Source organism: Kitasatospora sp. NPDC091207, assembly GCF_044768625.1.
Classification (GTDB): Bacteria; Actinomycetota; Actinomycetes; order Streptomycetales; family Streptomycetaceae; genus Kitasatospora.
This window is the reverse complement of sequence record NZ_JBIVVS010000017.1, coordinates 72,213-97,935: the sequence shown is the minus strand read 5'-3', so window position 1 is coordinate 97,935 and position 25,723 is coordinate 72,213. Positions and strand designations below refer to the sequence as shown.

At 73.8% G+C, this 25,723-nt stretch carries 24 protein-coding genes; 11 read left to right on the top strand and 13 right to left on the bottom strand.

Translation table 11 applies throughout. The annotated features are described in order from the left end of the window. Window positions 1-36: 36 nt before the first annotated feature. From ACIQTO_RS25615 to ACIQTO_RS25600, 4 genes are all read right to left on the bottom strand, one after another. The gene (locus ACIQTO_RS25615; protein ID WP_402392297.1) at window positions 37-579 is read right to left on the bottom strand and encodes an acyl-CoA thioesterase; all 543 of its coding nucleotides are present in this window, start codon (window positions 577-579) and stop codon (window positions 37-39) included. Continuing rightward, a complete protein-coding gene (locus ACIQTO_RS25610; RefSeq protein ID WP_402392294.1) occupies window positions 576-899 on the bottom strand; it encodes a hypothetical protein in 324 nt (107 codons plus the stop codon). Before ACIQTO_RS25610 ends, ACIQTO_RS25615 begins: the two co-directional genes overlap by 4 nt. Before the next feature lie 230 nt (window positions 900-1,129). Further along, window positions 1,130-2,086, bottom strand: coding sequence for a DUF6528 family protein (locus ACIQTO_RS25605; RefSeq protein ID WP_402392291.1), 957 nt, complete (start codon window positions 2,084-2,086; stop codon window positions 1,130-1,132). 136 nt (window positions 2,087-2,222) lie between these two features. Beyond that, window positions 2,223-3,635 (bottom strand): NAD(P)/FAD-dependent oxidoreductase, encoded by a 1,413-nt coding sequence (locus ACIQTO_RS25600; protein ID WP_402392289.1) that lies wholly within the window; start codon window positions 3,633-3,635, stop codon window positions 2,223-2,225. A gap of 210 nt (window positions 3,636-3,845) precedes the next feature. On the opposite strand from ACIQTO_RS25600, the gene ACIQTO_RS25595 reads away from it, so the two are divergent. Then, entirely contained in the window at window positions 3,846-4,373 is a 528-nt protein-coding gene (locus tag ACIQTO_RS25595) for a hypothetical protein (protein WP_402392287.1), read from the top strand. Between the two features lie 81 nt (window positions 4,374-4,454). On the opposite strand, the gene ACIQTO_RS25590 is transcribed toward ACIQTO_RS25595, so the two are convergent. Then, window positions 4,455-4,952, bottom strand: coding sequence for a cysteine/serine endopeptidase inhibitor (locus ACIQTO_RS25590; protein ID WP_402392285.1), 498 nt, complete (start codon window positions 4,950-4,952; stop codon window positions 4,455-4,457). A 292-nt stretch (window positions 4,953-5,244) separates the two neighbouring features. Here ACIQTO_RS25590 and ACIQTO_RS25585 point away from each other — a divergent pair, with 292 nt between their 5' ends. After that, window positions 5,245-5,496 (top strand): hypothetical protein, encoded by a 252-nt coding sequence (locus ACIQTO_RS25585; RefSeq protein WP_402392282.1) that lies wholly within the window; start codon window positions 5,245-5,247, stop codon window positions 5,494-5,496. 78 nt (window positions 5,497-5,574) lie between these two features. Here the strand turns inward: ACIQTO_RS25585 and ACIQTO_RS25580 are convergent, their stop codons facing one another. From ACIQTO_RS25580 to bla, 6 genes are all read right to left on the bottom strand, one after another. Then, complete coding sequence (locus ACIQTO_RS25580; RefSeq protein WP_402392279.1) at window positions 5,575-6,405, bottom strand: SMP-30/gluconolactonase/LRE family protein; 831 nt, start codon at window positions 6,403-6,405, stop codon at window positions 5,575-5,577. Window positions 6,406-6,536: 131 nt separating this feature from the next. After that, window positions 6,537-7,091 (bottom strand): hypothetical protein, encoded by a 555-nt coding sequence (locus ACIQTO_RS25575; RefSeq protein ID WP_402392276.1) that lies wholly within the window; start codon window positions 7,089-7,091, stop codon window positions 6,537-6,539. Between the two features lie 22 nt (window positions 7,092-7,113). Then, complete coding sequence (locus ACIQTO_RS25570; RefSeq protein WP_402392273.1) at window positions 7,114-8,766, bottom strand: alpha/beta hydrolase; 1,653 nt, start codon at window positions 8,764-8,766, stop codon at window positions 7,114-7,116. After that, complete coding sequence (locus ACIQTO_RS25565) at window positions 8,763-9,074, bottom strand: hypothetical protein (protein ID WP_402392271.1); 312 nt, start codon at window positions 9,072-9,074, stop codon at window positions 8,763-8,765. The genes ACIQTO_RS25570 and ACIQTO_RS25565 overlap by 4 nt, the downstream gene beginning before the upstream one ends. Window positions 9,075-9,338: 264 nt before the next feature. Next, entirely contained in the window at window positions 9,339-10,352 is a 1,014-nt protein-coding gene (locus ACIQTO_RS25560) for a metallophosphoesterase family protein (protein WP_402392269.1), read from the bottom strand. Window positions 10,353-10,653: 301 nt separating this feature from the next. After that, window positions 10,654-11,610 (bottom strand): class A beta-lactamase, encoded by a 957-nt coding sequence (gene bla / locus ACIQTO_RS25555; RefSeq protein WP_402392266.1) that lies wholly within the window; start codon window positions 11,608-11,610, stop codon window positions 10,654-10,656. Between the two features lie 730 nt (window positions 11,611-12,340). On the opposite strand from bla, the gene ACIQTO_RS25550 reads away from it, so the two are divergent. From ACIQTO_RS25550 to ACIQTO_RS25515, 8 genes are all read left to right on the top strand, one after another. After that, window positions 12,341-13,297, top strand: coding sequence for a TauD/TfdA dioxygenase family protein (locus tag ACIQTO_RS25550; protein WP_402392264.1), 957 nt, complete (start codon window positions 12,341-12,343; stop codon window positions 13,295-13,297). Window positions 13,298-13,358: 61 nt separating this feature from the next. Then, a complete protein-coding gene (locus ACIQTO_RS25545; protein WP_402392261.1) occupies window positions 13,359-14,600 on the top strand; it encodes an ROK family protein in 1,242 nt (413 codons plus the stop codon). Window positions 14,601-14,678: 78 nt separating this feature from the next. After that, window positions 14,679-16,265, top strand: coding sequence for an ABC transporter substrate-binding protein (locus tag ACIQTO_RS25540; RefSeq protein WP_402392259.1), 1,587 nt, complete (start codon window positions 14,679-14,681; stop codon window positions 16,263-16,265). 3 nt (window positions 16,266-16,268) lie between these two features. Further along, window positions 16,269-17,213: an ABC transporter permease gene (locus tag ACIQTO_RS25535; RefSeq protein ID WP_402392257.1), complete on the top strand. Its 945-nt coding sequence runs from the start codon at window positions 16,269-16,271 to the stop codon at window positions 17,211-17,213. 3 nt (window positions 17,214-17,216) lie between these two features. Beyond that, entirely contained in the window at window positions 17,217-18,083 is an 867-nt protein-coding gene (locus tag ACIQTO_RS25530; protein WP_402392255.1) for an ABC transporter permease, read from the top strand. Then, on the top strand, window positions 18,080-19,681 hold the full coding sequence (locus tag ACIQTO_RS25525; RefSeq protein ID WP_402392253.1) for an ABC transporter ATP-binding protein: 1,602 nt from the start codon (window positions 18,080-18,082) through the stop codon (window positions 19,679-19,681). The genes ACIQTO_RS25530 and ACIQTO_RS25525 overlap by 4 nt, the downstream gene beginning before the upstream one ends. Beyond that, a complete protein-coding gene (locus ACIQTO_RS25520; RefSeq protein WP_402392250.1) occupies window positions 19,678-22,071 on the top strand; it encodes an arylsulfatase in 2,394 nt (797 codons plus the stop codon). The genes ACIQTO_RS25525 and ACIQTO_RS25520 overlap by 4 nt, the downstream gene beginning before the upstream one ends. 156 nt (window positions 22,072-22,227) lie before the next feature. Beyond that, a complete protein-coding gene (locus tag ACIQTO_RS25515; RefSeq protein WP_402392475.1) occupies window positions 22,228-22,893 on the top strand; it encodes a 4'-phosphopantetheinyl transferase in 666 nt (221 codons plus the stop codon). A gap of 148 nt (window positions 22,894-23,041) precedes the next feature. On the opposite strand, the gene ACIQTO_RS25510 is transcribed toward ACIQTO_RS25515, so the two are convergent. Both ACIQTO_RS25510 and ACIQTO_RS25505 read right to left on the bottom strand, forming a co-directional pair. Continuing rightward, on the bottom strand, window positions 23,042-23,269 hold the full coding sequence (locus ACIQTO_RS25510; RefSeq protein ID WP_380574679.1) for a hypothetical protein: 228 nt from the start codon (window positions 23,267-23,269) through the stop codon (window positions 23,042-23,044). A 348-nt stretch (window positions 23,270-23,617) separates the two neighbouring features. Continuing rightward, entirely contained in the window at window positions 23,618-24,583 is a 966-nt protein-coding gene (locus ACIQTO_RS25505; protein ID WP_402392247.1) for a polysaccharide deacetylase family protein, read from the bottom strand. A gap of 269 nt (window positions 24,584-24,852) precedes the next feature. Here ACIQTO_RS25505 and ACIQTO_RS25500 point away from each other — a divergent pair, with 269 nt between their 5' ends. Further along, window positions 24,853-25,710, top strand: coding sequence for an SMP-30/gluconolactonase/LRE family protein (locus tag ACIQTO_RS25500; protein ID WP_402392244.1), 858 nt, complete (start codon window positions 24,853-24,855; stop codon window positions 25,708-25,710). Window positions 25,711-25,723: the final 13 nt, after the last annotated feature.

The following is a 25,723-nucleotide window of genomic DNA, read 5'->3' as shown; positions in this document are numbered from 1 at the left end:
ATGCCGGCAGCGTCATCGGTGCCGGCATCGCCGCCGTCAGCGCGCCGAGGTGCGACAGCGTCGGCGGGCGCGGTGCGCCGAGCCCGGCAGGGGGCCGCGCGATGCCTTCACCGGCACCCGCTGCGACGGCGTCGAGGGCAGCGGCTCGACCGGGACCTCGCCCGGGACGAACGCGGAGAGAAAGCGCCGCTCGGACTGGCTGAGTTTGCGGGAACGGCCCGATTCCTGGTCCCGTGCGACCACCACGGTGCGGGCCCGCATATACGTGAGCGGATCGCGGCAGACATTCACCACCACATGCGCGGAACTGCGGCCCAGCTGCTCCACCGTCAGCCGTACCAGCAATGGCTCCGGCTGGTGGTGCAGCTGTTCCAGGTAATCGATCTCGTGCCGCGCGATCAGGAATCCGGACGGAAAAAGGGATTCCCGGACGGCGACCCGGTGATGACAGAAGAGGTCGTAAATCCCCTCCTGGACGTAGGAGACCAGCCGGGCGTTGTTGATGTGCCCGTTCTCGTCCACGTCGCTCCACCGGGTGGGGCAGGTCAGGACGTGCGCGTTGGAGTGCGGCGCGCTCACGGCTTCTTCAGCCCGGCATCGCCCTGGCCGCCTGCCCCGACGGGCAGCAGCGCCCGTCGCAAGCGGGCGTAGTACGCGGCGTGTTCGGAGGCCATCCGGGCGGCCGTCCAGCCCTCCTCGGCGGCCTCCGCGGCGGCCTGGACGACCAGGCTGTCCAGCACCCCGTCGACGGCGCGGCAGAGCTCGGCCACCGCCGCCAGGCGCTCGGGGACGTCGGAGCCGCCGGCCCCGCCCCGGGCGGGGAACGCCGCGAGGGAGTCCACGGCGAGTCGCAGCTCGTCGACGGCGACCGGCCGGATTTCCGAAAGGCTATTACCCACGAGTTTCTCCCGAATTAGTCAGAGCATTAGTCGGATGCGTTCGAACGGACCGGAGCGGCACTCACGCAGTTCACGCACCCCCCGGTGGACTTGACGCTATCCCAGCGTGGGCACCGCATCCGAGGTTTGCGCTGCCCCACGGGAAACTGCCCACCATTGGAGTAGTTTGTCGGGGCATAAAATCTGCCGCATCAGCCGAATGCCGACCCGGCGGTCACCCTGAGCGACGGTCAGCCGCTCCAACTGGCCCACCAGCGCGCCTTGTACAGCTTGCTGCCGCGCAACGTCCGGACACCGTCCGGACGGTGGAGCGCGAGGACCGAGGTGCACCAGGTACAGGGGCCGGCGTGATCGGGCGCGGCGGTGAGCAGCCGCCCGGTGCCGGGTTCGTCGCCGACGCTCTTGACGTCCCGCTCCGCCGCCTCGTCACCGAGTCGCACCCGCGTGAAGCCGCTGCCGGCCGGGTCGTACTGCCACAGGTGCGCGGCGGTGCTCACCCAGAACCGGCCCGGCGCGGCGAGCACCGGCGCGAGGTCGTGCCCGCCCGGATCCGGCAGCGCGACGCTACGGACGGCCGTGAGCACGGGTGCGGCCGGGGTACCGCCCACCCGCAGCGCGGTGAGCGTGTCGTCCCCCACCGCCCAGAGCAGCCGGGTGCGCGCGTCCCAGTGGACCCCGTGCGCGCCCTTGAGCGGGTACGCGGCGTGGGCGGTGCTGCGCGGCCCCCGCGAGGCGGCGTAGAGCCGGACCCAGCCGCCGGCGCTGGCCGCGACGGCGACGTTCCCGTCCGGCAGCAGCTCCAGGCTGTGCGGGTTGGCCCCGCCGGTGTCGGCGGCCCAGTAGGTACCGCCGGTCGCGGTGTCGACGACCGCCACCAGCCCGCCGGAGGCGGCGGTCAGCAGGTAGCGGCCACCGTTGCGCACCCGGCTCTTCGCCTCGTCCGGCATCGACCAGCTGTGCGCCGGCGTGAGGTCGGCGAGGTCCGGCGCGCGGTCGGCGCTCCAGGACCACACCACCGGCAGCCGGTCGGGACTCCGGTAGGCCATCAGCTCCTCGGCGCTCTGCAGGAGCAGCACGCTGCGCGACTCCTGGTCCACCACCACGACCGCCCAGCCGGGCCGCACCGGCGCGGCCGAGGCCGTGGGCGCACCGAGCCCCAGGGTCACCGCCAGCCCCACCAGTCCCACTCGCCACCTGCGCACCCGCGCCGTCCCTCCGCCGTCTCCGACCCCGGGACCACCGTGCGTCGCGCCGACCGCCGCTGCCACCTCGGCACGCCCGAACGGCCGCCGGGACCGCCCGGGAGCGGCCGCGCACGTCGGCTCAGTGCCGCCCGGAGATCACGTCCGCCAGCCGGGCGAGGGGCGAACTGGTGGGCCGGCCGGTGGCCTCCTGGCGGTCGGCGGCGTGGTACGCGGCGTAGAGGGCGTGGACACCCAGCCAGCGCAGCGGCTCCGGCTCCCACCGGCGCACCTTGTGGCCGACCCAGGGCAGCCGGGTGAGTTCGGTGTCGCGGCCGAGGACGAGGTCGCCCAGGGTGCGGCCGGCCAGGTTGGCGGTGGTGACGCCGCTGCCCACGTAGCCGCCGGCCCAGCCGAGGCCGGTGGCGCGGTCCAGGTCCACCGTGGCGCACCAGTCGCGCGGGACACCGAGCACTCCGGCCCAGGCGTGGTCGATCCGGGCACCGGCGGCGGCCGGGAAGAAGCTGTCGAGGATCTCCCGCAGCTGGCGGACGGTGGCCGGCTGGGTGGTCCCGTCCGCGTCGGTGCGCGAGCCGTACCGGTAGGGGACACCGCGGCCGCCGAGGGCGATCCGGTCGTCCGCGGTGCGCTGCGCGTACATGTAGGCGTGGGCGAAGTCGCCGAGGACCTCCCGGCCGTCCCAGCCGGCCTCGGCCCAGAAGGACGGCGGCAGCGGTTCGGTGGCGATCATCGCGGAGTTCATCGGCAGCCAGGTGCGCCGCTCGCCGCGGAGCCCCGCGGTGAAGCCCTCGGTGGCGCGCAGCACGTGGTCGGCCGTGACGGTGCCGTGCGGGGTGACGGCCCGGGCACGGGCTCCGGCGGTGGCCGGTTCGACGGCGGTGACCGGGGTCTGCTCGTGGATGCGCACCCCCAGGCCCGCCACCACCGCGGCGAGTCCGCGCGCCAGCTTGGCGGGCTGGATCCGCGCGCCGTGGGGCGCCCAGGTGCCGCCGAGGGTGCCGGCGATCCGGACCCGCTCGCCGGCCTCGGCGGCGGTCAGCAGGTGGATCCGGTCCGCGCCGTAGGAGCGCTCGGCCTCGGCGAAGGCCTTCAGCCGGGCCAGCTGGGCCGGGGTGCGGGCGACCTCCAGGACGCCGCCCCGGACGAGGTCCGCGTCGATGCCCTCGGCGGCGACGGTGTCGGCCACCTCGCCGACCGCCGCGTCCATCACCCGCTGCATCGCGGCGGCCGGCCCGGCCCCGTACCGGCGGGCGAAGGCCGCGCGCCCGGCGAACCCGTTGTAGAGCCACCCGCCGTTGCGCCCCGAGGCGCCGTAGCCGCAGAAGCGGCGCTCCAGCAGGGTGATCCGCAGGCCGGGGTCCGCCTTCTTGAGGTAGTAGGCGGCCCAGAGCCCGGTGTATCCACCGCCGACGACGCACACATCGGCGTCGGCGTCGCCCGGCAGCGCGGGCCGGGGCTCGGGCAGCCCGGTCCGCGCGTACCAGAAGGAGACGCCGCCGTTGACGGCGGGGGATTCGTCGCCGGTGCGGTCCACGGGAACCTGCCTTCGCTCGGTGATCTCCCCGGACGCTATGCCGCCGCACGCCCCCCGGACCACCGACACGATGGCAGTAACCGCGCACCCGGCCGTGCACAGTGTCAGCGCGGCCGTTCGAGGGCGGCCCGATCCGCCCTGGTCGAATGGCATATGCCATTCGACAACCACTGTTACCCAAGTTTGATTCTGGCAACTAGAGTTACCGTCATGCCGACACCCGACATCACCGCCACCGAGCGGACGGCGCTCGACCGGATCCTCCTCGACGCCCTCGATCCCCTCGCCTCGGCCATTCGCGCTCGGGCGAACGGCTACCGCGTGGACCGCGGCCGGGCGGCGGACCCGGCCGAGGTGGCCCTGGCCGTCCTCGGCACCTGGAAGGTCGTCGACCAGGAGGTCGAACGACTGACGGCGATCGCCGCCCGGACCGCCGCCTCCCACGGCGCGACCTACGAGCGGCTCGGCGCGGCCTGGGGCCTCACTCGGCAGGGTGCCCGCGCCAAATGGCCCGACGCCGTCGAGCGGCCGGCCGCCGCGCCGCCGAGCAGCCGCCGAATCGAACTGTTCGGCGGCGCCGCCGAGTTGCTGCCCGACGCGACATCGGGCGGCTGGCGGTGGAGCGCCCGGGGCGCCGACGGCACACGGTCGGCCGACGACTCGCCCGCGCTCGCCACCACGATGGAGGCAGCCGCCCGCGCGGGGGCCTTCCCGAAGGAACACTCCACCGGCGACTGACGGCCGGGAGGCCCGGGCCCCACCGGCGCCGGACCCCGACCAGGGCGGGCCGACGCACGGCCGGCCCGCCCCCGCGCCACGTCAGCGGGACGCGCCCGCCCCGATCGTCGAACCCTCGACGGGCGCGGACAGCGGGATGCTCTCCCCCGCGAAGCCCGCCTTGACGAACTGCCAGGTGAGGCCGTTGATCACACCCTGCCCCAGCGGGGCGAGCCTGGCGAACGCCGGCTGGCTGAGGTCGATGTGGGTGGAGTCGCAGGACGGACACTTGTCCTTGACCGGGACGGTGACCGTCTTGCCCTGGTAGGTCACCTTGACCGATATGCCCGTGCAGAGCGGGTCGTTGTTCGGATTCGCACTGGTCCACCAGGCGTGCGAGACCGCCACCAGCAGCTGACTGCCGGCATTGATCTGGCTGCCGCAGGCACCGTAGCCGGCGTCGTTGTAGTACGTCGCCTTGCCGGTCATCGGCTTGTTGATCGGGATCGCGGCACTGGCCGAACCCGCGGTCAGCGCGATCAGGGCGGCGGCGGCGAGCGGAGCACCGGCCAGGATCCTGATGTTCTTGGCGACTCGCATGTTTCCCTCCGATTGTCGGTGCGGACGGCATGACCGAGTACGGGCGGGCCGCCGGCCCTGCGGGAGCTCCCGAGCAGGCCGAATCGGCTGCGGTGCAGTGGAGTTCGGGCACGTCCGGCCCACCCAGGGAAGGACCGTATGCCGGGCTCGGAGCTGAGGTCCATACCTTTGATGTGTTGTCATGAACACAAGGGAGGAAGCTTTACGAAAGCGGCCGAAGGCGGGACGATGCGTGACCGCGAGCGGGGGTGACGCGTTGTCAGGTCACGCGTCCCACTCCCCGGAGGCCCCCTTGCGCACCCCGCCCCGCACCCCGCCCCGTACCCCGCTCCGCGTTCCGTTCCGCACTGCTCTCGGTGCCGCGCTGCTCGGCGCCGTCGCCCTGACCGGCGCCGCCGCGACCACCGCCTCGGCGGCCGCCGCGCCCGCGCCCCGGGAGGTGAACCAGGGCTACAGCATCCCGGTCGGCGCGGTCACCGACCTCGGCGCCCTGCCCGTACTCGGCACCCTCGGACTGGACTTCGCCCGCCTGCTCGGGCAGTAGCCGGCGGCCCCGAGGCGGGCGCCGGCTACTCCGCCGGGCGGGTGGCACCCTCGCCCGCCCGCCCGGCACCCGCGGCCCTCAGGCCCGACCGCGCACCCCCGGCACGGTGACGGCGAACAGCGCGCCGGAGAAAGGGAGTTCCCCACTGCGGGCGGTGGTGATGTACAGCGTGTCCAGCTCCGGCCCGCCGAAGGCGCAGCTGGTCGAGCGCGGCACCGGCACCTCCACGGTGTCCAACAGGCGCCCCTCCGGCGAGAGGCAGTGCACGGCCCCGCCGTCCCAGAACGCCACCCAGAGGTTCCCGCTCCCGTCCAGCGTCATGCCGTCGGGCATCCCCGGCAGGTGGGACACGTCCAGCGAGCGGATCCGGCGGCCGACCGGGCCGTGCTCGGGGTACTCGTAGAGCTCGATCCGCCGGGTCGGGGTGTCGATGTGCCAGAGGCGGTCCGGTTCCGGCCAGGCCAGGCCGTTGGGGATGGCCAGGCCGTCCAGGATCGCCCGCACCGACCCGTCGGCCTCCAGCCGGTACAGCGCCCCCGGCTGCCGGGGCTCCGCGCGCTGCATGGTCCCGGCCACCGGCCGGCCGTACGGGTCCCGCTTCCCGTCGTTCATCCGGCGCTCCGGCCGGTCGGCCTCGACGGCGGCGAGCACCTCCGTCCGGCCGGTGGCGGTGTCCAGCAGCTCGAAGCCGCGCTCGGTCGCGAGGACCGGCCGGCCCTCGGCGGCGAGCATCAACGTGCCAGGCGTGACCTCCAGTTCGAGCACCGCGAGCCGGCCGCTCGGCCGGTGCAGCGTGAGCACCCGCCGGTCCGGGATGCCGATCCAGTGGAGACTCTGGGCCCCCGCGTCCCAGACCGGCCCCTCGCCGAGCGTGAGACAGGGGGTGTCGGAAACGGGTTCGGCACGCATGGGCATCTCCTCGGGGGCATCACTCGACGCGGCGGGGCTCCCGGGAAGCATCGCACCCCACCGGACGGAACGGCAGTCGCCGGGGCAGGGCCCGCGGTCCGATCGACGAGGACCCGCCCGCCGTCAGCGGCTCACGGGGTCGCGGTCGGTGACGCGGACGGGGGCAGCAGGCACGGGGTGGTGACGCTGAGGGCCATGCGGGTGTCGCCGGTGCTGAAGACCGTGGCGACGTAGCGGCTTTCGGGGTGGCGGGCGGTGACGGTGGAGTTCGGCGGCGTGGTCGACGTCTCGTGGTAGCTCGAGATCACCATGCCCTCGTTCTTCAACAGATCCCGGACGGTCCGAACGACATCGTTGTGCCGGGCACCGGGAACGTCGCTGTGGACGAAGTACAGGAGGGTGTAGCGGTCGTCGGGCGCCGATTCACCGTTCCTGCCGACACAAGGACTGAAGCCGGCCTCCTCCGGCTCGCCGTTGATCCGAATATCGGCCTTCTGGGCGAGGTGTCCCATGAGCTGGCGCGCCCAGTCGAGAGTCTCCTGACGGGACTTGACGGGCAGGGGGTCGTTCTTCCCGGTACCGGGGCTGGACATGCAGGCTCCAAGGGTGACGGCCATCAGCACCACGGCCAGCAGGCGCTTCAGCCGGGTTCCGGCAGCGGGCCGGCGGGTGGACGAACAGGTCATGAGTGCTCTCTCCAGGGTCGGCTCAGTGCCAGACGGGGATGACCCCGCCGATGTTGATCTCCTTGGGTACGACGTCCGGCCGCTTCCCCGCGATGATCTTTCCCTGGTTGTAGAGGCTCTCCGAGGTCTCGTCCCAGTACCCGCCGTGACCCGACGTGTCGGTGTAGAGGTTGTGGCCGCCGAACCCGATGTTGTGCGGGCCGGGCCCCAGCGTCATCCCGCTGAACAGCCGGGTGGGATCGTCCTCCGCCTCCGAGATCCAGACATGGTCGGGGTCGATGTGCAGTTGCTTGGCCTGGTCGACACCCATACCGGGGCTCCCGAGGGCCACGATGTCGTCGGCGTGCAGTCCGTCACCACCGGATGCCGCAACGCCGACGGCATAGCTTCCGTAGCTGTGCGCGATATAGGTGAGATGCGTCTTCGGCTCGCCATGCGCGACCCGCAGCCCGTCGGAGAAGCGCCGCATGTCGTCGGCGCCGTCGATCCCGCGCCGGGGGTTCACCGCCTCGGGGATGCTCTCCGGGGTGTCATAACCGAGATAGGAGATCACCGACACCGTCTCGTCGGTGCTGTCGGCGGCCCCTATGCCGAAGCGCTGCAACTGGCGGACGCGGTCGATCTGCCCCGGCACACCGGTGAAATCGGTGTTCGTCCCCGGCACGAACACCGCGGTGTGCGTGGCCCTGTCCGGGTTCCCGCTGGCCACGATCGCCCGACCGTCGCCCCCGTACGCCTCGGGGTCGATGCCGAGGAGGAACAGCTGATGCGCCTCGTCCCCGGCGTCGGCGCGCTCCCCCAGCTTCTTCTTGATCTCCGCCAGCGCGGCCCTGCGCTTGTCGTAGGCCGTCTGATCGAGACCGAACGAGGCGGGGGTGCCGGCCTCCAGCGCGTCGAGCTTCTGGTCCAGGACCAGCCGGTTGGCCTCGTCCCTGGCTGCGGCCGGCAAACCGTCCAGGCTTCCGATCCTGGCCGCGTTCAGGGCCAGGTGGGTTTCCCGCTGGTCCGGGGTCAGGCCGTTCCACCACTCGGCGTTCGCCTTCGGGTCCTTGCCGTCCGGGACGTAGGCGTCGGCCAGCCCGAGGTCCTTCATCACGTCGGCCGCGTCGGTGCGGGTCTCGGCCGTCGCACCGCTCGCCCGCCGCGTGGTGAGGATGTCGGCGCCGAGCCGGCCCAGCGCGGTGTTGCCCTGGTCGCTGGCCTGTCGCGCGTCCTTCAGCGCGGCGTCGATCCGTCCCTGGAGTTCGCCCTTGAGGCCGGCGAGGGTGCGGCGCGCCGTCTGCGCGTCCGGGTCGTTGCGCTCCTCGGGCGCCTGCGGCGGCAGACCTACCGCGCCCTCCGCCGACACCGTCAGACCGGCGTCCTGTGCCCGGTGCGCGGCGTTGGTGAGGTTGGTCTGCGCCTGGTACATCCGGTCGGCGACCGTGTTGAGCGTGAGAGCGACGGCCTCCGCCTCGACCCGCACGACGTCCATCTGCTGTTCGGTCCGCGCCATGAACGGGAAGGCCGCGTCGGCGTCGGTCCCCTTCCAGTGCTGGTGCAACGGACCGTTGACCTGCCCGCGGTGCCGGGTGCCGGTGCTCTCCATGGCGTGGGCCAGGGCCTTCCAGCCCTTCGCGGCATCGCGCAGACCGTACGGGTCGAACCGCGTCAACAGTTCGTAGAGGCCGCTCACTTCGCCTCCTCGGCCCGGTTCCACGCGCCGGCGATCGCCTGTTCGTTGCGGGTGTGCGCCGCGGCGTTGGCGTGCAGATTGGCGGCGGTGTCGGTGAGCCGCTGCCGGAGCGTGCCGAGCGGGGCGGACCAGCCGCTCCCCAGGTGGCCGAGTCCACCGGCGACCGACCAGCCGGCGAGTTGGCCCGCCGTCGTGGTGGCCGCGGTCAGCGCGGTCCGGATCGGACCGGCGAGTTCCTCGGCCAGGACACTCGCCACGTTCGCCGAGGCGTCCAGCTCTCCCGGACTGATGGCAACGTCGTCTGCCACTGCGTCTCCCCCCGGAGTCGACATCGGATGGGCGCCGGCCGCCCCCCGGCGACCACGCGCATGCACTACGTGTGCGTAAGAATACTCATCCGATACGCCGACTTCCCGGTGAACGCGGCCGACTTCACAACTCTCTGATGATCCGTCACCTCCTGCGCACGCGAGCGCCGCGCGGCCGGTCCCGCCGGCCGGTCGGCGTCCGCCGGTGGTGTGGGCGGGCGATCCGGCCGGCCTCCCACTCCACCGGCAGGCCGGCGCGGGGGGCTACACCGGGGTGGCCAGCGGGACGGTGATCTGCTTCAGCCAGGTGCGGGTCGCGAAGTCGCGCGCCTTGAGGACGACGTGGTCGTGATGGACCTCGACCTGGAGGCCCTGGTTGAAGGTGCCGGCCACGGCCGTCTCGCCACCCTGGCCGTTGTCGGTCCAACCGGTCTGCACGGCGCCGGTGTTGACCACCGAGAAGCCGTCGAGGTTGGCGGTGCCCGGAACGACCCGGCGGACGTACCAGTCGGAGAGGCCGAGGTCCCAGTGGGTGTGGCCGCAGAAGACGAAGACATCGCGGTACCGGCCGAGGATGCCGAGCAGGCGGTCGGCCTGGAGGTAGTCGTGCAGGTAGAGGTTGTTGCGGCTGCCGGAGACGGTGTTCGGCAGCGGGTGATGGGTGATCACCATGACGGGCCGGCGGCGCGACGCCCAGTGCGCGAGCCGCTGTTCGAGCCAGGTGAACTGGGTGTCACTGAGCCACACCTCGTCCCAGAGCTTCGGGTCGTGGTAGTGCATGTAGCGCTCGGTGCCCAGGGTCAGCACCGGGATGCCGCCGAAGATGTGCTCGGAGAAGACGGTGCTACGGCCGGCGAAGGTGTAGAAGCTGCGGAAGAGCGAGTCCTCGGTCGCGCCGTTGGGCCAGGCGGCCTGGTCCAGGGTGGCCGGATCGCGCCACTTGGGCACGTAGAACTCGTGGTTGCCGATGGCCCAGGCGACGGTGGCCGGGGGGCTCGCCTTCGCGAACTCGGCCCGGACCGCGGCGTACTCGGCGTCGTAGCCGCGCGGGGTGATGTCCCCGGCGACGGCGAGACCGGCGGAGGCGGGATTGGTGGACTTCATGTCGCGCAGCGCCACGCCCAGGTCGGCGAGGTCGCCCTGGATGTCGCTGATGACGTTGAAGGTGGTGACGGGGGCGGCGGGCCGGGCGGCGGCCGGGGTCGGGGTGAGCGCGGTGGCGGTCGCCGCGCCCACCGCTCCGGCGGCGGCGGTGCCGAGCAGGGTCCTGCGGTCCACGGGTACGTCCTTCCGGGGGGCGGCGGTGCCACGCCGGGCGGACCGGCGTGACACCGCCTGCTGGGAGCAGACCCGTTATCTCTAGGTGATCTCCCTGAACCCGCCGGCGGAGACGGTCTGTCCGGCACATGAACGGCGCCCGAAGCGTCGTGCGCGCCCGAAGCGTCGTACGCCCGGCTCGCCCGCCCGGCTCGCCCGACGGCTCCGAGCGCCCCGGACGGCCCCGGTCTCCCGTGCGGCGCGGATCGCGGCAGCCGACGTCCGGCCGGACCGGCCCGGGGCCGGCCCCCGCCGCGGGATGTCAGACCAGCGCGGCCGCCAGCAGCGCGGCGGCCCCGGCGACCAGCGGCTCGTCCGCCGGGGCGTCGGCGTCCGGCTTGGTGGACAGCACGGCCAGGACCACGGGCGTGCCGTCCGGGGTCCAGGCGATGCCGACGTCGTTGGTGGTGCCGTAGTCGCCGGTGCCGGTCTTGTCCGCGAGGGTCCAGTCCTCGGGGAGTCCGGCGCGGAAGCGGGCGGCGCTGGTGGTGTTGCCGAGCAGCCACGCGGTCAACTGCCGCCGGTCCCGGGGGGCGAGCGCGTCCCCGAGGACCAGTTCGAGGTTGCTCCGCCCGATGGCCGCCGGGCTGGTGGTGTCCGTCACGCGCCCCGGTTCGGCGGTGTTGAGCGCGGGCTCCCACCGGTCGAGCCGCGTCACCCGGTCTCCGATGGACCGGCAGAAGCGGGTGATCGCCGTGGGACCGCCGAGCTCACGGAGCAGCAGGTTGTCGGCGGCGTTGTCGCTGTGGTCGATGGCGGCGGCGCACAGCTCGGCGACGGTCATGCCCTGCGCGAGGTGTTCGGGCGTGCCGGTGATCGGGGCGTAGCCCGCGTCCGTGACGTCCTTCCCGGTGTACCGGATCCGCCGGGCGAGGAACTCGCCGTTCCGGTCGAGGTCCCTCAGCACCGCGGCGGCGGTGATCGTCTTGTGCGCGGAACAGATCGGGAACAGCTCGTCGGCGCGGTGGAGCACGGTCCGGCCGGTGACCGTGTTGCGCGCGAACACCCCCAGCCGGGCGCCGTGCTCCCGCTCCAGGTCGGCGAGCGCCCGGACGACCTGGTCCGGCCGCGCCGACGCGCTGCCCGCGGCGCGGGCCGGCCCACCCGTGGACACGGCGGCGGCCAGTGCCGTCCCGGCGCCGAGGGCCAGTACCGCGCGACGGCCCGGGCGCCCTGCGAAGGTCTCCACGATCGTTTCCTCCTCTTGTTCGGCAACCATCCTTCGAGGATCGGGACGCCTCGACGGCCCGATCGGTTCGCCCCCGTCCCACCGGCTCTGTCACCGATGCGCCGGCGGACCGGGCCGGCCGTCGCCGGGGCTGACGGCGCGCCGGCCACCCGGGTCCCCCGGGAGGCCGCCGGCCCCGGGCCGCCGCGCGGGGTTTCTTTCGCTCCGAGAGTTAATAACTCCGACACGCCCGCGACAAGGTCGAATACGGTCGGGTCGCGCGCCGGTCATCGGCCGGACACCGGCCGCAACGGGTGCTTCACAGTGCCGCAACACCCGTTCCCAGCAGGCAGAACGGTGATTGACAGCGGGCCTCGGACTTCAGCACGATGAGCGCCGAGCCCAGTCGCAGCACACCGGAAGGAGGGCCGATGACCACCGTTCGCCACGTCCAGAGCCCTGCCTGTCCGCGCCTCGGCGCCGCTCTCCGCCGCTGTTGTCGCGGAGCGCTCACCCGCTGATCCGGTCGGCCGGACCAGCCCGGTCGCACGGCCGCGCCGTACCCGCACGTCCACCGCCGTGCGCTCCCGGCCGAGCCGTCTCCCGACCCACCCCGCGTACCCCGCGCCCGACCCACCCCGCGTACCCCGCGCCGGGTCGCGCCGTACCACCGCCGTACCACCGCCGCCCTGCCGCGAACCCGCGTGCCCGGCGGCCGCACCTCCCCGTGCCCCGCCCGCCCCTCTCCCTTCCCGTGCCCCCTGAAAGCCGAGGATCCGCCATGACCGCTGCCCTCACCGACCTCCGTATCACCCCGGCCGCCGGCCGGATCGGTGCGATCGTCCACGACGTCCGCCTCGGCGGCGACCTGTCCGCCGAGACCGTCGCCGCCGTCGAGGCCGCGCTGTACCGGTACAAGGTGCTCTTCTTCCGTGGCCAGGAGCACCTGGACGACGCCGAACACGAGGCGTTCGCCCGCCTGTTGGGCCACCCGGTCGGCCACCCGACGGTGCCCGGCGCCGACGGCCGGTACATCTTCGAACTGGACGCCACCAAGGGGGTGCGCGCCAACAACTGGCACACCGACGTCACCTTCGTCCCGTCCTACCCGAAGGCGTCCATCCTCCGCTCGCTGGAGCTGCCGCCGGCCGGTGGCAGCACGGTGTGGGCGAACACCGTCGCCGCCTACCAGGACCTCCCGGAGCCGCTGAAGGTGCTGGCCGAGAGCCTGCGCGCGGTCCACACCAACGACTACGACTACGCGGCGAGCCTGGCCCTGCGGCCCGAACTGGCCGACGACGTCGAGGTCGCCAAGCTCTTCCGGCAGGTGTTCGTCTCGACCGCCTTCAAGACCGAGCACCCGGTGGTCCGGGTCCACCCGGTGACCGGTGAGAAGACCCTGCTGCTCGGCGCGTTCGCGCAGCGCATCCAGGGTGTGTCGGGGGCCGACAGCCGGGCCCTGATCGAGCTGTTCCAGCGGTACGTGGAGCGGCTGGAGAACACCGTGCGCTGGGACTGGCAGGTCGGCGACGTGGCGATCTGGGACAACCGGGCGACCCAGCACTACGCCGTCAACGACTACGGCGACGAGCCGCGCCTGGTGCGCCGGATCACCCTGGACGGCGACCTGCCGGTGGGCGTGGACGGCACGGCGAGCCGGCTGCTGGAGCCGACCGAGCCGCCGAAGGTGGCCGGGCTGGTGCCGGCCGCGGAGCTGGAGGCCGCCCTCCAGCACTGACCACCGCCGACGCCCCGCCCGCACCACCCTCTCGACCCCACCACTCGCGAAAGGCCGGCCGATGTCGGACACGCTCCCGCGCCCCGCCCCGCGGACCGGGGACGAACGGCGGGACGTCAACGCCGCCGCCGTCCTGCGGACCGTGCTCGACCACGGGCCGGTCGCCCGCAGCCGGGTCGCCGCGCTCACCGGCCTCAGCGCCTCCGCGGTGTCCCGGCAGGTGGTGGACCTCCTTCGGCTCGGACTGCTGTGCGAGCGGCCGGAGTTGACCGGTGGCGGGGCGGGGTCGGTGGGCCGGCCGCAGCAGCCGGTCGACATCGACACCGACCGGCTCGCCGTCGCCGGGCTGCACATCGGGGTGCCGTACACCACCTTCGCGCTGCTGGATCTGCGCGGGAACGTCCTGTACCGGCAGGAGTTGAGCAACCGGGGCCGTACCGGCCACGCGGTGCTCAAGCCACTGCTGGAGCGGCTCCCCCGCCTGCTCGCCACCGTACCCGGCGGCCGCCGGGTGCTCGCGCTCGGCGCGGTCACCGGTGGCACGGTGGACCCGGAGCGCGGCATGACGGTCCGTCACGACCCGTTGGGGTGGCGCGACATGCCGCTGGGCGAGCTGCTGGCCCGGGCGAGTGGACTGCCCGTCCAGGTGGACAACCACGCCCGGGCACTCACCCAGGCGGAGATCCTGTTCGGCCACCCGGCGGCGCGCCGCAGCATGGTCCAGCTCTTCGTCGGCCATGTGGTGGACGCGGCGCTCGCGGTGGCCGGCGTGGTCCACCTCGGGCCCGCCGCGGCCACCGGGGATGTCGCGCACCTGCCCGTCCCCGACAGCGACGCGCTCTGCCACTGCGGCCGGCTGGGCTGTCTGGCGGCGGCCGCCTCGGACACCACACTGTTCGAGGCGGCGGCCGCCGCCGGGGTCACCGAACGACCGGACCGGGCCGAGCTGACCGCCGCGGTGCGGGCCGGTGATCCGCGCGCCGACCGGCTGGTCCGCCGGCGGTCCGAGGTGATCGGCCGCGCGCTGGCGCTGCTGGCGGACGTGGTCAACCCCGACCTGGTGGTGCTGACCGAGACCTTCACCCTGCTCGACCCGGCCTATCTGGACGTGGTGCGCGCCGAATTCGCCCGCCGCTCGCACCTGCGGCGGGACGCGAGCCTGGTGATCGCCCAGCGCCGCGGCCCGGACGCACTGGCCGTGGCCGCCGGGGCCGCGGTGCTGGGCGAGCTCTACGCCCGGCCGTTCCAGGCCACCGCGGCGGCCGCCCGCACGCCGCCGACCGGCCGGGGGCTGCTGCGGTAGCCGCCCACCCGGCCCCCTCCCGATCCTTTCCCCACGCCGACCGCCCGCCCGCCGGCCCGCCCTCCCGAAGGACCCGCCATGACCGCGTTCACCTCCCTCCCCCCGTCCGGCCCCTCCCGGCGCGCCCTGCTGCGCGGGGGCCTCGCCGGCGCCGGTCTGCTGGCGCTGGCGGCCTGCCGCTCGGCCGCGGACAGCGCGTCGTCCGCCGCGAGCGGCTCGGCGACCCCGCGTCGCGGCGGCGTCCTCACCGTGGGCACCGGCATCGATTTCACCCCGAGTCTGCTCTTCGCCCAGAGCGCCAACACCCTCGTGCAGCGGCTGGTCTTCAACACCCTGACCCGCTACGACGACAAGCTGCGGCCGCAGCCCGAGCTGGCCACCTCCTGGCAGGTCGGCGCGGACGGCACCAGCGTCACGCTGAAGCTGCGCGAGGACGTGCTCTTCCACAGCGGCCGCAGGTTCACCGCCGACGACGTGGTGTTCGCCGTCAAGAACCTGCAGAATCCAGCCCGTTCGGCCCAGCTGCGGTCCACCGCCGCCGCCGTCACCGACTTCCGCAAGAACGGCGACTTCGAGCTGACCCTGGTCCTCGCCCACCCCGTCAGCAACCTCTTCGACCTCTTCGAGTTCATGATCATCCCGGACGCGGCCAGCGTGGAGGACGCCGTCGCCGGGACGAAGCTGATCGGCACCGGCCCGTTCACCTTCACCGAGCGCAAGCCCGGCAGCTCGATCACCTTCGCCCGCAACGCCGCGTACTGGAACCCGGGCCGCCCCTACCTGGACGGGGTCGAGATCCGGATCGTCCCGCAGGCCGAGTCCCTGCTCTCCTCGCTCAGGACCGGCCAGACCCACCTCTCCTACGGCATCCGCGGCAAGGACGTGGCCACCCTCAAGGGCGACCCGCTGTTCCGGATCAAGCAGTACGACACCGGCTCCGGCGCCTACTACATCGGCGCCAACCTCACCGCCGAGCACGTGAGCGACAAGCGGGTCCGTCAGGCCATCGCCTGGGCAGTGGACCGCGACCGGCTGGTGCAGCAGGCGCTCGGCGGGTACGGCACCGTCTCGGCCGCGCCCTGGCCCAAGTCCTCACCCGCGTACAGCGAGGCCAACGCCACCCGCTACACCCACAACCCCGACCGGGCCCGGGCGCTGCTCAAGGAGGCCGGGATCGACACCATCACCCTGCCGTTCGCGCACTCCAACGACCCGGGCAACACCGCGATCGCCCAGATCCTGCAGTACGACCTCAAGCAGGTCGGCATCGAGACGGTGCTCCAGCCCACCGACTCCCCCACCATGCAGAAGCAGCTCATCGCGCAGTCCATGCCGGCCCTCTGGACGCTCAGCCACGGCTTCGCCCAGCTCCAGCCCGCCACCCTCGCGGTCAGCGCCTATCCGTTCAACGAGGCGAAGAACAGCTCGCGCTTCAGCTCGCCCGCCTACACCGAGGTCGTCCAGCAGGCCTGGCACCGCCCGGACAGCGAGAGCCCCGAGGCCAAGGCGCTCTACCAGCGGATCACCGACGTGCTGCTGGACGAGGAGTTCGTGATCGACCTCGCGATCGGCGGTCTGGTGGAGGTGGCCGGCAGCAAGGCCGTGGGCACCGACCTCAACAAGTTCGGCTACCTCATCCTCGACGACGCCTACCTGACGGCCTGACCGATGCGCTCCTTCCTGCTCAAGCGGCTCCCCTCGGGGCTGCTCGTCCTCGTCCTCGCCTCCTTCCTGGTCTTCCTCATCCTGCGGCTGATCCCCGGCGACCCGGCCACCTCGCTGGCCGGGCCGGACGCCGGGCCGGAGGCCGTCGCCGCCATCCGCGACCGGCTCGGCCTCGACCAACCGGTGCTCACGCAGTACGTCGGCTGGCTCGGCGACCTGCTCACCGGAAACCTCGGGCCCAGCTACGCGATCGGCGGCCAGATCTCCGACCTGATCGGCAACGGCCTCGGCGCCACCGCCCAACTCACCCTCGGCGCCCTGCTGCTGGTGATCGTGATCGCCGTGCCGCTCGGGGTGCTCGGCGCCACCACCCGGCGCCGGCCGGTCGCCGCGGCCGTGCGCGCCTTCACCACCACCGTCCTGGCGGTACCGCCGTTCGTCACCGGCGTCCTGCTGGTGCTGCTCTTCGCGGTCACCCTGGGACTGCTGCCCGCCGGCGGCCACGAGTCCCTGCTCGACCAGCCCGACCTGGCCGTGCAGTACCTGCTGCTGCCGGCCGTCTGCCTGGCCCTGCCGAGCGCCGCCGTCCTCGCCCGCTACCTCCAGGACGGCCTGGAACGCGCCCTCGCCGAGGACTACGTCCGCACCGCCACCGCGCTCGGCGTGTCCCGCCGGCGGATCGTCTGGCAGCACGCGCTGCCCAACGCACTGCCCTCCGCGATCACCGTACTCGGCCTGCAGATCGGCCAACTCATCGCCGGGGCCGTGCTGGTGGAACGGATCTTCGCCTGGCCGGGCCTCGGCCAGCTGATCGAACAGGGGGTGATCCGCCGCGACTACCCGGTCGTGCAGGACCTCCTGCTGCTGATCGTCGCCGTCCATGTCGCCGTCCAGCTGCTCACCGACCTGGTGTACGCGTGGCTGGACCCCCGGATCCGCTGGGAGTGACCGATGACCGCCCTGACCACCGAGGCGCCGCGACGCGCCGCCGGCACCGCCCGCGCCCGCCGCAACCGCTATCTGGCCGGCCTGCTCACCGGGCGCGGCCTCACCGGCCTGGCCCTGGTCGGCACGGTCGCGCTGGCCGGCCTGTTCGCGCCGCTGCTGACCGACCTCGACCCCGACGCGCAGAGCGCCCTCGCCCTCGCCGGCCCCAGCGCCGACCACCCCTTCGGCACCGACGACCTGGGCCGCGACCTCTTCAGCCGGGTGCTGCACGGCATCGGCACCGATCTCGCGATCACCTTCAGCGCCGTTCCGGCCGGCGCCCTGCTCGGCTGCTCCCTCGCCCTGCTCGCGGCCTCCTCCCGCTGGGCGGACGTCACCGTCCAGCGCGCCTTCGACCTGCTGCTCGCCTTCCCCGGGATCATCCTGGCGCTCGCCGTGACCGCCGTACTGGGCCCCGGCCGCTGGCCGGTGCTGATCGTCATCGCCCTCGCCGAGATACCCGGCTTCGGGCGGCAGTTGCGGGCCGGCATCCTGGTCCAGCGGGAGCGTGAGTACGCGCTGGCCGCCCGGGTCGGCGGGGCGTCGCGACCGCGGGTGCTGCTGCGCCACGTCGTCCCCAACGCCGCCGACCCGCTGATCGTGCAGACCGCCGTCGCCCTCTCCGTCGGGGTCTTCATCGAGGGCGCGATGAGCTTCCTGGGGCTGGGCGTCCGCCCGCCGGAGCCCACCCTCGGCTCCATCCTCAGCCAGTCCGTCGCCTACCTCTCCACCCACCCCGCCTTCGCGGCCGCACCGCTCGCCGCGACCACCGCGCTGGTGCTCGGCTTCACGCTGATCGCCGAGGCCCTGAACAAGGGGATCCGCCGATGAGCCGCCCAGTCCTCCGGGTACGGGACCTGACCGTCGAGTTCGATGCCGTCAAGGCCGTCGACGGCGTCGGCTTCGAGCTGTCGGCCGGCGACACGCTCGGCCTGGTCGGCGAGTCCGGCTCCGGGAAGTCGACCACCGCGCTGGCCCTGCTGCGCATGCTGCCGGCCGGCGGGCGGATCACCGCCGGCTCGGTCGAGCTGGACGGCCAGGACCTCGCCGCGCTGCCCGAGGCCGCGCTGCGTGGCCTGCGCGGGCGGCGGATCGCGATGATCTTCCAGGATCCGATGTCCTCGCTCAACCCGGTCCTCACCATCGGCAAGCAGCTCGACGAGGCACTGCGGGCCCACGGCAGCGCCGGCCGGGCCGAACGCGCCGCCCGGGCCGTCGAGTTGCTCGACCTGGTCGGCATCCCCGGCGCCGCCGGCCGGCTGGGCGACCATCCGCACCAGTTCTCCGGCGGCCAGCGCCAGCGCGTCATGATCGCGCTCGCCCTGGCCAACCGCGCCGAGGTGCTGGTCGCCGACGAGCCGACCACCGCGCTCGACCCGACCGTCCAGCAGCAGATCCTCCACCTGCTCGCCCGGATCAACCGGGAGACCGGCACCGCCCTGGTGGTGATCAGCCACGACCTCGGCGTGATCGCCCGGACCTGCCGCCGGATCCTGGTGATGCGCGACGGCCGGGTGGTCGAGCGGGGCGCCACCGGCGAGGTGCTCGCCGCACCCCGACACCCGTACACCAAGCAGCTGCTGGCCGCCGTGCCACGGCTGGAGGCACCCTCCGAGGCCGCCGCCAACAGCCTCCCGGGCGCCGAACCGCTGCTGACCGTCCACGGGTTGCGCAAGACCTACGGTTCGCGCCGACGGCCGGTCACCGCCCTGGACGGCGTCGACCTGAAGCTGCACCCCGGGGAGACGCTCGGGCTGGTCGGCGAGTCCGGCTCCGGGAAGTCCACCCTGGCCCGCGCGCTCGTCCAGGTGCACGCGCCCTCGGCGGGCACCATCCGGTTCCGGGGCGAGGAGCTCGGCCGCGACGGCGGCCGGGCCGCCCGGCGGGAGCTGCAGATGGTCTTCCAGGATCCGTACTCCTCGCTCAACCCGCGGCTGACGGCCGGCCGGATCATCGAGGAGCCATTGATCGCCCACGGACTCGGCACGGCGGCCGAGCGGGCCGCGCGGGTCGCCGAGCTGCTCCAGCAGGTCGGCCTGGAGCCCGAGTCGGCGGACCGGCACCCGCGCGCCTTCTCCGGCGGCCAGCGCCAACGGATCGGCATCGCCCGCGCGTTGGCACCCCGGCCGAGCGTGCTGATCTGCGACGAACCGGTCTCCGCGCTGGACGTGTCGGTCCAGGCCCAGGTGATCGAGCTGCTCGCCCGGCTCCAGCGCGAACTCGGCCTCGCCGTCCTGTTCATCGCCCACGACCTCGCCGTCGTCCGCCAGGTCAGCCACCGGATCGCCGTGATGCACCACGGCCGGATCGTCGAGACCGGCCCGGCCGACCGCGTCGTCACCGCACCGGAACACCCGTACACCGCCGAACTCCTCGCCGCCGTACCGCGCCTGGACACCGTCGGCCCCACCCTCAGGAGCACCGTATGAGCACCACCCCCGGGCCCGGCCGCGCGTCCGCGCCCGGCCCCGGCCACCGGCCGGCGCAGGACCCCGCGCCGACCCCCGGCCGGCGCGACCCGTACGCGGGCTTCGCCGGTACCGTCGGCCGCACCTTCGCCACCTCCACCGCCGCCTGGCCCCAGCCGGTCCGCCCGCGCGAGGGAGCGCCCAACATCGTCGTCGTGCTGATCGACGACATGGGCTACAGCGACATCGGACCGTTCGGCGCCGAGATCCCCACGCCCACCCTGGACCGGCTCGCGGCGGACGGCGTCAAACTGGCCAACTACCACACCATGCCGCTCTGCTCACCCGCCCGCGCGGCCCTGCTCACCGGCCTCAACCCGCACCGGGTCGGCTACTCCTTCGTCGCCAACGCCGACCCCGGCTTCCCGGGCTACGGCATGGAGGTGGCGGCGGACATCCCGACCCTGGCCGAGACGCTGCACGACAACGGCTACGCCACCTATGCCGTCGGCAAGTGGCACCTGACCCGCGACTCCGCCTCCAACGCCGCCGACAACCGCGCCAACTGGCCGCTGCAGAAGGGCTTCGACCAGTACTACGGCGTCCTCGAAGGCCTGACCAGCCTCTTCCACCCGCACCAACTCGTCCGCGACAACAGCCCGCTGGACATCGACGAGTTCCCGGACGACTACTACTACACGGACGACATCACCGACCGGGCGATCGCCATGGTGAAGTCGCTTCGCGCGCACGACGCCGACAAGCCGTTCTTCCTCTACCTCGCGCACAACGCGGTGCACGGCCCGCTCCAGGCGAAGCCGGCCGACGTCGCCCGGCACCGGGGCCGCTACGACGAGGGCTGGGACGAGCTGCGCGCCGCCCGCTTCGCCCGGCAGCTGGCCGCCGGCCACTTCCCCGCCGGCACCGAACTGCCCGACCGCAACCGCGAGGCCGGGTACGACGTCGGCCCCTGGGACGAACTCACCGACGTCCGGCAGAAGTTGTACGCCCGCTACATGGAGGTGTACGCGGCGATGGTCGACAACGTCGACCAGAACCTCGGCCGGCTCACCGACACCCTCGCCGCACTCGGCGAACTCGACAACACCATCATCGTGTTCACCTCCGACAACGGCGGCACCGGGGAGGGCGGCGCCGAGGGCACCCGCAGCTACTTCAGCCGCTTCGTCCACCACCCGGACCTGCCCGCCGACTGGAACCCGGACGTCGAACGGGAGATCGAGCTGATCGGCGGCCCGCGCAGTCTGGTGCACTACCCGCGCGGCTGGGGCATGGCCTCCAACACGCCCTTCCGCCTCTACAAGGGCCAGACCTACGCGGGCGGCGTCCGGGTGCCGTTCGTGCTCTCCTGGCCGGCCGGCCTGCCGCGCGCCGAGGGCGACACCGGGGTGCGGCCGCAGTACCAGTACGTCACCGACATCCTACCCACCCTGCTCGAACTCGCCGGTGTGGAAAGGCCGTCGGAGCGCTCCGGGCAGCCGGTGCAGTCCCTCGACGGGATCAGCTTCGCGCCCGTGCTGCGCGACCCGGCGGCCGGCTCCACCCACCCCGAGCAGTACTGCGAGATGACCGGCAACCGCAGTTACTACCGGGACGGCTGGAAACTGGTCACCCTGCACCGCTTCGGCGCCCCCTACGACGACGGCGAGTGGGCGCTCTACGACCTGCGCGCCGACCCGACCGAGATCCACGACGTCGCCGCCGACCACCCGGAGCTGGTCGAGGAGTTGTCCGCCGCCTGGGAGGCCGCCGCCTGGCGCGACGGCGTCTTCCCGCTGGCCGACGGCAGCGGCGCGCTCGCCCTGCGCGGCCCGGAGGCCGAACGGCTACGGCGACCGGTCACCCTGCTCGCGGGCACCCCCGAGCTGGAGCGGTACCGCTCGTCCCGGCTGGTCTCCTTCCGCTCCTTCCGCGTCGAGGTCGAGCTGGCCGCCCACGGCGCCGGGGACCAGGGCGTGCTGGTGTCTCACGGCGATCAGGGCGGCGGCTACAGCCTGTACGTCGAGGACGGCCGGCTGCGGTTCGCCTACAACCAGTACGGCGAGCTGTTCGAGGCCGACGGCGGTGCGCTCACGGCGGGCGCGCACCTGGTCACCGTCGAGGCCACCGCGGTGGCGGACCTCAAGTGGGAGTTCCGGCTGCTGGTCGACGGCACCGAGGGCGGGCGGCTCGGGCCGGTCCACCAGCTGATCGGCATGGCGCCGTTCCAGGGCATCAGTGTCGGCGTGGACCGGAAGTCCCCGGTCTCCTGGCCGGTGTACGAGCGGCACCGCTCGTTCCGCTACACCGGCGGCCTGCGCGCGGTCACCTACCGGCCGGGCGACCCGGCACCGTACGACGCCGAGACGGTCGTCCGCGCGCTGCGCGAGGCCGCGGCGGCCTTCGAGTAGCCGCGCCGCGGGTGGCCGCGGCGGTCGGCGCCCGGCCGGCGGGCCCGTCCGGGTGACCGCGGCGGCCTTCGGCCAACGATCCGGCCGGCCCCCTGCGGGCCGGCCGGCCGGGTTAAGCTCACCGTCGTACGCGTGCCACACATTCAGGGGGGACCTGTGATCGGCGAACTGCTTCCCGCATCGGTCGTGGTGGAGACGGCCTACGACGACCCGCCGCAGGCCCGGCTGGAGCCGGCCGAGGAGGCGGTCATCGCCCGCGCCGTCGAGACCAGGCGCCGGGAGTTCACCACCGTCCGGCACTGCGCCCGTCTCGCGCTCGGCCGGCTCGGCATCCCGTACCGGCCGCTGGTCCCCGGCCTGCGCGGCGCGCCGAGCTGGCCCGACGGGGTGGTCGGCAGCCTGACGCACTGCGCCGGCTTCCGGGGCGCGGCCGTCGCCCGCGCGGGCGAGGTCGTCTCGATCGGCATCGACGCCGAACCGGCCGAGGCCCTGCCGAAGGGGGTGCTCGACACCATCGCGCTGACCGGCGAGCGGGAGCGGACCGCCAAGCTGCTCGCGGACCACCCGGGGCTGCCCTGGGACCGGCTGCTGTTCAGCGCCAAGGAGGCCGTCTACAAGGCCTGGTTCCCGCTCACCGGCATCTTCCTGGACTTCTCGGAAGCCGACATCACGCTGCGTCCGGACGGCACCTTCCACGCCGTCCTGCTGGTCCCGGGCCCGGTGGTGGAGGGGCACCGCCTCACCGGCTTCGACGGGCGGTGGGCCGTCCGCGACGGTCTGCTCGCCACCGCGATCACCGTCCTGCCGGGCGCGCGCGGGTAACGCACGCGGGGCAGTACCCGGGGCGGACGCACCGGGACAGCACGCGGGGCGGACGCACCGGGGCTGACGCACCGCGGAACGTCCGGGTCCGCGAAGACCGGTCGGAAGGGCCGGATCGGCCGCCTGGGAATCCGGCGGCCGGCCCGGCTCAGAGCTTGAACAGCTTGTCGTAGGGCTGAACGACTCGCACCTGGTGCGAGCCGAAGTCGACCAGGACCGCACCCTGGCCCGCGGTCTCGGTGCTGATGATGCGGCCCAGACCGTACTGGTCGTGGGTGACGCGGTCACCGGCGGCGAACTGCTTGAGGGGCGGTGGAGCCTCGCTTCGGAAGGGACTGGTGGGCAGGTGGCGTCTCGGCGCAGGTGATTTCGTCATCCCTGGAAGTATGCGCCCAGTTCGCGGTCCCGGGCCGCACCAGGGCACCGAATTCCACGATCCGAACGGGCCGCCGGCCGCCCGGCACCGGCCCGCGGGGGACGGCGGGAGCGGGTGTCGGATCCCGCCGGGGCGCCGCGTTCGGCCGCCGTTCCCGCCCTGTTCCGGTACCGTTCCCGCCCTTCCCCCTGCCCGGTCCCGCCCCGCCGGGCCCTTCGCAGCCGGTCGTCACCGCTCCCCCCGAACGCTTCCGGTACGGGGTGGGAGAGTTCGGACAGTCCCTTGACAAAGCCGGATCCGGCCGGCCTCACGGGCCGATCGCACAGCTGGGCGGGCCCCGGCGGTGGCTCAGACCGGCGTGTCGGAGAGGCGGACGAAACGGCGGCCGGCGGCCAGCAGGGCAGGCAGGGCCGCCGCGAACCCGGGAGCCGTCCCGCCGCCCGGGTGGTTCATGTGGGCGATCACGATCGCGCCGGGCGGTGCGGCCGCCACCTCGCTCCGAACCTGGGCGGCACCGAGGGTGGCACCCCCGTCGCCGTTGACGGTGAAGCCGGCCACGCGTTCACCCAGCCCGGTGACGATCCGGGTCGCGACGTCGTCGTAGTGGGCGGTGCCGGAGCGGAAGAAGCGCGGCGGCCGCCCGAGCAGGGCGGCCAGCTTGGCCGCGTTGCCCGCGATCTCGTCGTACACCTCGCCCACGTCCCGGGTCCCCCTGATCCCGTACGCGGACCGGCCGGTGACCGAGAGCGGGCGGTGCGCCGTCCCGTGGTTGGCGATCTCGAACAACGGATCACCGGCGAGGCTCTCGAACTCGGCGGGGTTGGCGTCGATCCAGCGGGCGTTGAGGAAGAGGGTCGCGGGGACGCCGTTCGCCCGGAGGAGGTCGATCAGGTCCGCGTCGTAGCCCGAACCGCCGGGGCCGCCACAGGCGTCGAAGGTGAGCGCCGTGGCCCCGTCCCCGTCCGGCAACCCGGTGATCACCCCGGGGACTTCGAGGCCCCACTGCTCGGGCACCGCGTCACCGTACCGGGCCACCACCTCGGCCCGGCCGCCGGCGGGAGCGGGCATCGGGGGCTCCGCCGCGGCGGGCGGCTCGGCGACGGCCGAAGGCGCCGCGGAGGGCGCCGCGGAGGTGGGCGCCGCAGAGGCCGGCTCCGTGGCGGAGGACGTCGCGGCGGAGGTGGCGGCGGGCGTGGCGGTGACCCCCGGGGCCACGGGCGGCCGGCTACCGCTCCCGGCCCTGGTGACGGGCTGACAACCCGCCAGCGCGCCGCCCGCCGCCAGCACCAGGACCGCCCGACGACTCAGTCCCATGCCCATTCCTCCGCAATCGTCATAACGTCAGACAACTCGCCCGTCTGCTTCTATGAATACCGATCGGCCGACACCCGCAACTCCACACCCCCGCGACCGCCCGCCCCCACGGCCCCACCGCTCCCCCGGCCGTCCCGGCACTCCCCCCGGCGGACGCGGGCCCCCGACCACGGGTGGACCAGGAAGTCGGCCGGTCCGACTTCCTACTCCGGACAGCCCAGTAGCGCCCCGCCACAGAGCCCGCCGCGCCCGCCGACCGAGGAGCCCCGATGCCCGACCCGCACCCCACCGACCCCGTCCGCACCGTCCTGAGCGGGCTCGCCCTCGGCGAGTCGCCGCGCTGGCACGACGGCCGGCTCTGGCTCTGCGACTGGGGTGCGCAGGAGCTGATCACGGTCGGGAGCGACGACCGGGCCACCGTCGTCGCCGCCGTCCCCTCGTTCCCGTTCTGCATCGACTGGCTGCCCGCCCCGGACGGCCGCCTGCTGATCGTCGCCGGCGGCGACCGGCAGCTGCTGCGCCGCGAGGCGGACGGCGCCCTGACCCCGTACGCGGACCTGCGGCCGCTCTCCGACCGGCCGTGGAACGAGGTGGCCGTGGACGGGCGCGGCAACGCCTACGTCAACGGGATCGGCTATGACCTGATGGGCGGCGAGGCCCCCGCACCGGGCCTGCTCGCCCTGGTCACCCCGGACGGCGCGGTCCGCCGGGTGGCCGACGACCTCGCCTTCCCCAACGGCATGGCCGTCACCCCGGACGGTTCGACGCTCATCGTGGCCGAGTCGCACGCCGGCCGGCTCACCGCCTTCACCATCGGCCCCGGCGGCGAGCTGACCGACCGCCGGGTCTGGGCCGAGGTGGCCGGGTCGGCACCGGACGGCATCAGCCTGGACGCGGAGGGCGCGGTCTGGTTCGCCGACGTCCCCGGCCGCTGCTGCGTCCGGGTCCGCGAAGGCGGCGAGGTGCTCCGGCGGATCGAACTCGACCGCGGCTGCTTCTCCTGCGCCCTCGGCGGCCCGGACGGCCGGACCCTCTTCGTCACCGCCGCCCGGTGGCCACCCCCGCAGGACACCCGCACCGGCCGCCTGCTGGCCGTCGACGTGGACGTGCCCGGGAACCTCCGCTGAGCCGCACCGGCGC